The organism is Gulosibacter sediminis (assembly GCF_030011715.1).
GTDB lineage: Bacteria > Actinomycetota > Actinomycetes > Actinomycetales > Microbacteriaceae > Gulosibacter > Gulosibacter sediminis.
On record NZ_JASCYH010000074.1, the window covers coordinates 1 to 4,193 of the forward strand.

4 protein-coding genes are annotated in these 4,193 nt (G+C 67.1%); 2 read left to right on the plus strand and 2 right to left on the minus strand.

Going from position 1 to position 4,193, the window contains the following annotated elements; all coding sequences use genetic code 11:
* Positions 1 to 339: 339 nt before the first annotated feature.
* Both QM019_RS12505 and QM019_RS12510 read right to left on the minus strand, forming a co-directional pair.
* The gene (locus QM019_RS12505) at positions 340 to 1,905 is read right to left on the minus strand and encodes a flavin-containing monooxygenase (protein ID WP_282853282.1); all 1,566 of its coding nucleotides are present in this window, start codon (positions 1,903 to 1,905) and stop codon (positions 340 to 342) included.
* 11 nt (positions 1,906 to 1,916) lie between these two features.
* Positions 1,917 to 2,771 (minus strand): alpha/beta fold hydrolase, encoded by an 855-nt coding sequence (locus tag QM019_RS12510; RefSeq protein ID WP_282828713.1) that lies wholly within the window; start codon positions 2,769 to 2,771, stop codon positions 1,917 to 1,919.
* Between the two features lie 168 nt (positions 2,772 to 2,939).
* Here QM019_RS12510 and QM019_RS12515 point away from each other — a divergent pair, with 168 nt between their 5' ends.
* Together QM019_RS12515 and QM019_RS12520 are read left to right on the plus strand one after the other, a co-directional pair.
* On the plus strand, positions 2,940 to 3,716 hold the full coding sequence (locus QM019_RS12515; protein ID WP_282828715.1) for a helix-turn-helix domain-containing protein: 777 nt from the start codon (positions 2,940 to 2,942) through the stop codon (positions 3,714 to 3,716).
* Between the two features lies 1 nt (position 3,717).
* The gene (locus QM019_RS12520; protein ID WP_282828717.1) at positions 3,718 to 3,981 is read left to right on the plus strand and encodes a GNAT family protein; all 264 of its coding nucleotides are present in this window, start codon (positions 3,718 to 3,720) and stop codon (positions 3,979 to 3,981) included.
* Positions 3,982 to 4,193: the final 212 nt, after the last annotated feature.

The window sequence follows — 4,193 nt, forward strand, 5'->3', positions numbered from 1 at the left end:
AGTGCTCACCGGAGGCCTTGGCCTCATCGAGCATCCGCAGGGCGCGCTCGCGCATCTCGGGAGAGTACTTCTGGTTCATCGTGTTCCATCCTTGCTTCAAGAACGGAACGAAACCCAGGCCGATTCAGATGTGGGTGTGAGCCGTCCGAGGCGAGCCTGGCGACGACGGCGGTGGTAGGTCCCTTCGATCCAGGTCACGATCGCCAACCGGAGCTGCTCGAACGAGGTCCAGCGGCGCCGGTTCAGCACGTTCTTCTGCAGGAGGGGTGAGATGAGTTGGGAGCAAGCCCTGCGTATGAAGAACTGGTGGCCCGCCCCCACTGGGCGGGCCACCGGGCCTCAGATCAGTTCGGTCTGCCGAGGGGGCATCTGGTGCTGCATCGGTGCCTCACCGGCAACCGTCCGCGACAGGAAGCCCTCGCCGGTGAAGTGGCCGTTGCGGGCGCGGAAGTCGTAGGCGTAGTCCGGCCAGATCAGCGTCAACTTGCCCGATCGGGGGTCGACGTACCAGGACTGACAGCCGCCGTCCACGAGCCAGACCGTAGTCGCGGCGCGCTCCTGGATCTTGTCGACGTACTCCTCCTGGGCCATCTGCTGCGGGACCAACGTTCGGATGCCCTCGCGGTCGACGCGGTCAAGCGCCTCGAGGATGTAGGTGATTTGGGACTCGATGCTGTAGACGATCGAGTTGTGTCCCAGCGAAGTGTTGGGTCCATTGATCGCGAACAGGTTCGGAAAGCCCGCGACTGCCGTGGAGTCGAAGGCGGCCATGCCGGTCGACCAGTGCTCGGCCAGACTGCGGCCGGCGCCATCACGGATGTGGTCGGCGAAGGGCGGCTGGGCGGCCTCGAAGCCAGTGCACAGGACGATCGCGTCCACCTCGTAGGATTCCCCGCTCGCGCCTTCCACCCGGTTGCCCTCGACGCGGACGAGTGCGCTGGCCTCGAGGGTCACGTTCTCGCGCGTGAGGGCGGGGTAGTAGGCATTGGAGACCAGCACCCGCTTGCAGCCGGGGATGTAGTGCGGCGTCAGCTTCTCGCGCAGCTCCTCGTCGGCGACCTGACTGGCCAGGTGTCCCAGTGCCTGGTTGCGGACCTGGTCGAGTGCTGCTGGCACGCCACGGCGCTGCGCGTAGTTGGACTCGGCGAACCAGAAGATGTCGTCGCGTTCGCGCTGCATGGTCTGTGGGGCGCGCTCGAACATGCGTCGGGTGGCCGCAGAGTAGGGCTTGACCAGCCGCGGGATGACCCAGGCCGGTGTGCGCTGGAAGACCACCAGCTCGTCGACCGCCTCGGCGATCGCCGGCACCACCTGGATGGCCGAGGCACCGGTGCCGACGACCGCGACGCGCTTGCCGGTGAGGTCGACGCCGTGGTCCCAGCGCGCGGAGTGCATGATCGGCCCTTCGAAGGCTTCCAGGCCGGGAATGTCGGGCAGGCTCGGGTCGGCCAGGTGACCGGTGCCGGTGATCAGCCAGCGGCCGGTGTAGGTGCCACGCGGGGTGCGGACGACCCAGCGTTCGGCGTCCTCGTCCCACTGGGCGTCCTCCATGGTGGCCCCCAGGCGCAGGTGTGGACGCAGCCCCTCGTCCTCGGTGAACTTGAGGATGTAGTCCTGGATCTCGGCGCCCGGGGCATAGAAGCCGGACCACTGCGGGTTCGGGGCGAAGGAGAAGCTGTACAGGTGGCTGGGGACGTCGCAGGCTGCACCGGGGTAGGTGTTGTCCCGCCAGGTGCCGCCCACCTCGTTCTCGCGTTCGATGATGATGAAGTCGTGACGGCCGTGGCGCTTGAGTTGTGCGCCCATGCCCAGGCCTGCGAAGCCGGAGCCGATGATGAGGATCTCGGCTTGTTCGTCGCGCGATGTGGTGGTGGCAGGAGCGGTGAGAGTGGAGGTCGTGGTCATGGCTCAGCTCCTCAGGAGTGGGTCTCGGGGATGATGGCGCCGACCGGGTGGCGGTCGGGCTCGCGCAGGAACAGATCGACGATGTGCATCAGCTCGGCGGGGCGCTCGAGGAAGAAGGCGTGGCCACTGGTGATGTAGGTCAGTCGGGCGTCGTCGATGGCCCCCAGGAGTTCGTACTGGTGATGGGCGGGCACCATCATGTCGTCGGTGCAGTTGACGATGAGGGTTCGGGCAGTGATGGCTCCGACCGACTCGGAGATGTCGATGCGAGCATTGAGGTCCATCTGCTGCGCCAGGAAGGCCGTGGGCTTGAGCGTGGCGAGCGCACCTTCCAGCATGGCGGGGGTCAGGGCGCGCAATGCTGGGCCGGAGAAGCCGCAGAATGCGGTGTAGCGGGCCAGGGCATCGTGGTCGCTGTCGTAGAGCGTGCGCCAGACCTGGTTGCGCAGTCGCTGCTGGGCATCCGTGGTGATCCAGCCGGCCACCAGGACGAGGTGCTGCACGCGCTTGCCGAGTTCGGCAGCCAGCTGCGCGGCCACCACGGCGCCGAGGGAGTAGCCGACCAGGTCAAAGGGGGTGTCGACGCCGAGTGCCGCGTCGACGGCGCCGCGGACCTGGCTGACCAGGTGGTCGAGGCTGAGCTCGGTGTCGGGATCGGCGAGGGGGGACCAGTCGACCGCGATGACCCGGGTGCGGGTGGCCATCATCGGGAACAGGTGTCCGAAATGGGTGGCCGTGGTGCCACCAGAGCCGTGGACGAGGACGAGGGGGCGTTCCAGCTCGCCCTCGGCGACTGAGTCGAACCAGGTGACCCGGGCACCGTCGACTTCGACGCTGTGGGTTTGGGTGGCATCGGTGAAGGGCATGCGACCTCCTCGTCGCTTGTAATCCAATAATCGGATCAACGTGATCGATCTTTGATCGCTTGTTGGTTTCATAACAAGGTATAGGGCGCTTGCCTCAGGGTCAACAGGTTCGACATCATTTGGAAAAGTCCATCTAATGAACTAACTGGTATCCGGCATGATTGGCGTATGACTTTGCCTCAGCCGCCAGTAGGTGTCCTGCCCCGCGCGACCCTGGTCATGGACCTGCTGCGTCGCGGCGGGGACGCGGGCGCGCGTCTCAACGAACTGGTCCAGGCCACCGGGCTGCCCCAGCCCACGGTGCACCGGCTGCTCGCAGACCTGGCGGAGTCGGGTGCCGTCGCGCGTCGCGGCCAGTCCTACGTCGTCGGTGAGCGTTGGGGAGAGGTGGGGCTGGAGACCACCATCCCCGGCTGCGTGGCTGACCGCGAACGCACCCGGCAGGTGCTGCAACGAGCGGCCGATGTCGTGGGCGACACCATCTACCTTGCGGCACGAACCCTCGGTGGGGTGGGCTACTGCATGCGCTGTGACGGGGACTCGCCGGTACGCGTGTTCACCGTCGAGGTCGGCGAGGTGAAGCCGTTGGCGTCCAGCTACGCGGGTCTGGCTCTGTTGTCTGGGCTGCCCACCGAACGGCGCAACCGAGAAGTCGAGGAGGTCGTGGCCCGGATGCCTGCACGCTGGGGCGAGCGCGACCCCGACATGGTGCGCGAACGCCTGCACCTGCTGCTCGGCCAGATGGATGAGCGTGGCTGGTGCGGAGGTGTGGCCGTCGTCCCGGGCGTGGCCGGCGCCGCCTGTTGCGTGCCCAGGGGCTTCAGCATTCCGCGGGTGGCCTTGACCATCTCCGCTGCCGAGCAGCGCATGCCGACTGAGCGAGTTCCCGAGGCGGCGGAGGTTTTGCTGGAGGCGGCCGCCGAACTGGCCGAGATCGGCGGCTGAGATGGTGCAGCTGCGGCGCTACCAGGTCTCCGACGCGGCTGCGAGGCGTGAGATCTTCCGGCGGGCGGTGCGGGTGACTGCCGCGCGGTACTACACGCCCGAGCAGGTCGAGGCGTGGGCTCCGGTCGAGGGGGTCCTGGAGCGGGCTGGCCTGGACGTTGATCATGGCCAGGCCGAGCCCCTGCTCGGCGGTCAAGTGATCGAGTTCGTGGAGATCGAGGTCGCTGGCGCGGCGGATGAGGGCGTATGCCCGGCTGATCGGTGAGTACGTGGTGGGTGTCTGGGTGTTGGTCATGGGGTCATCCTCGGGGCTGGTGGTGCTGGAGGGTAGGACTGTGGACAGCGACATGTGAATCGGCCTGGGTTTCGTTCCTATCGGTTTCCCTGTCCGGCGGTCGCCGGGAGGCCTGATTCGAGGTCAGCGTAGTACGCGTCCTCGATCTCGATCGGGGTGCGCATGCCGAGTTCGCCGTGCAG

What these genes read in the sequence shown, in the direction of transcription:
- QM019_RS12505 (WP_282853282.1), bottom strand. Translation starts at nt 1,905, where the DNA reads ATGACCACGACCTCCACTCTCACCGCTCCTGCCACCACCACATCGCGC.
- QM019_RS12510 (WP_282828713.1), bottom strand. Translation starts at nt 2,771, where the DNA reads ATGCCCTTCACCGATGCCACCCAAACCCACAGCGTCGAAGTCGACGGT.
- QM019_RS12515 (WP_282828715.1), top strand. Translation starts at nt 2,940, where the DNA reads ATGACTTTGCCTCAGCCGCCAGTAGGTGTCCTGCCCCGCGCGACCCTG.
- QM019_RS12520 (WP_282828717.1), top strand. Translation starts at nt 3,718, where the DNA reads ATGGTGCAGCTGCGGCGCTACCAGGTCTCCGACGCGGCTGCGAGGCGT.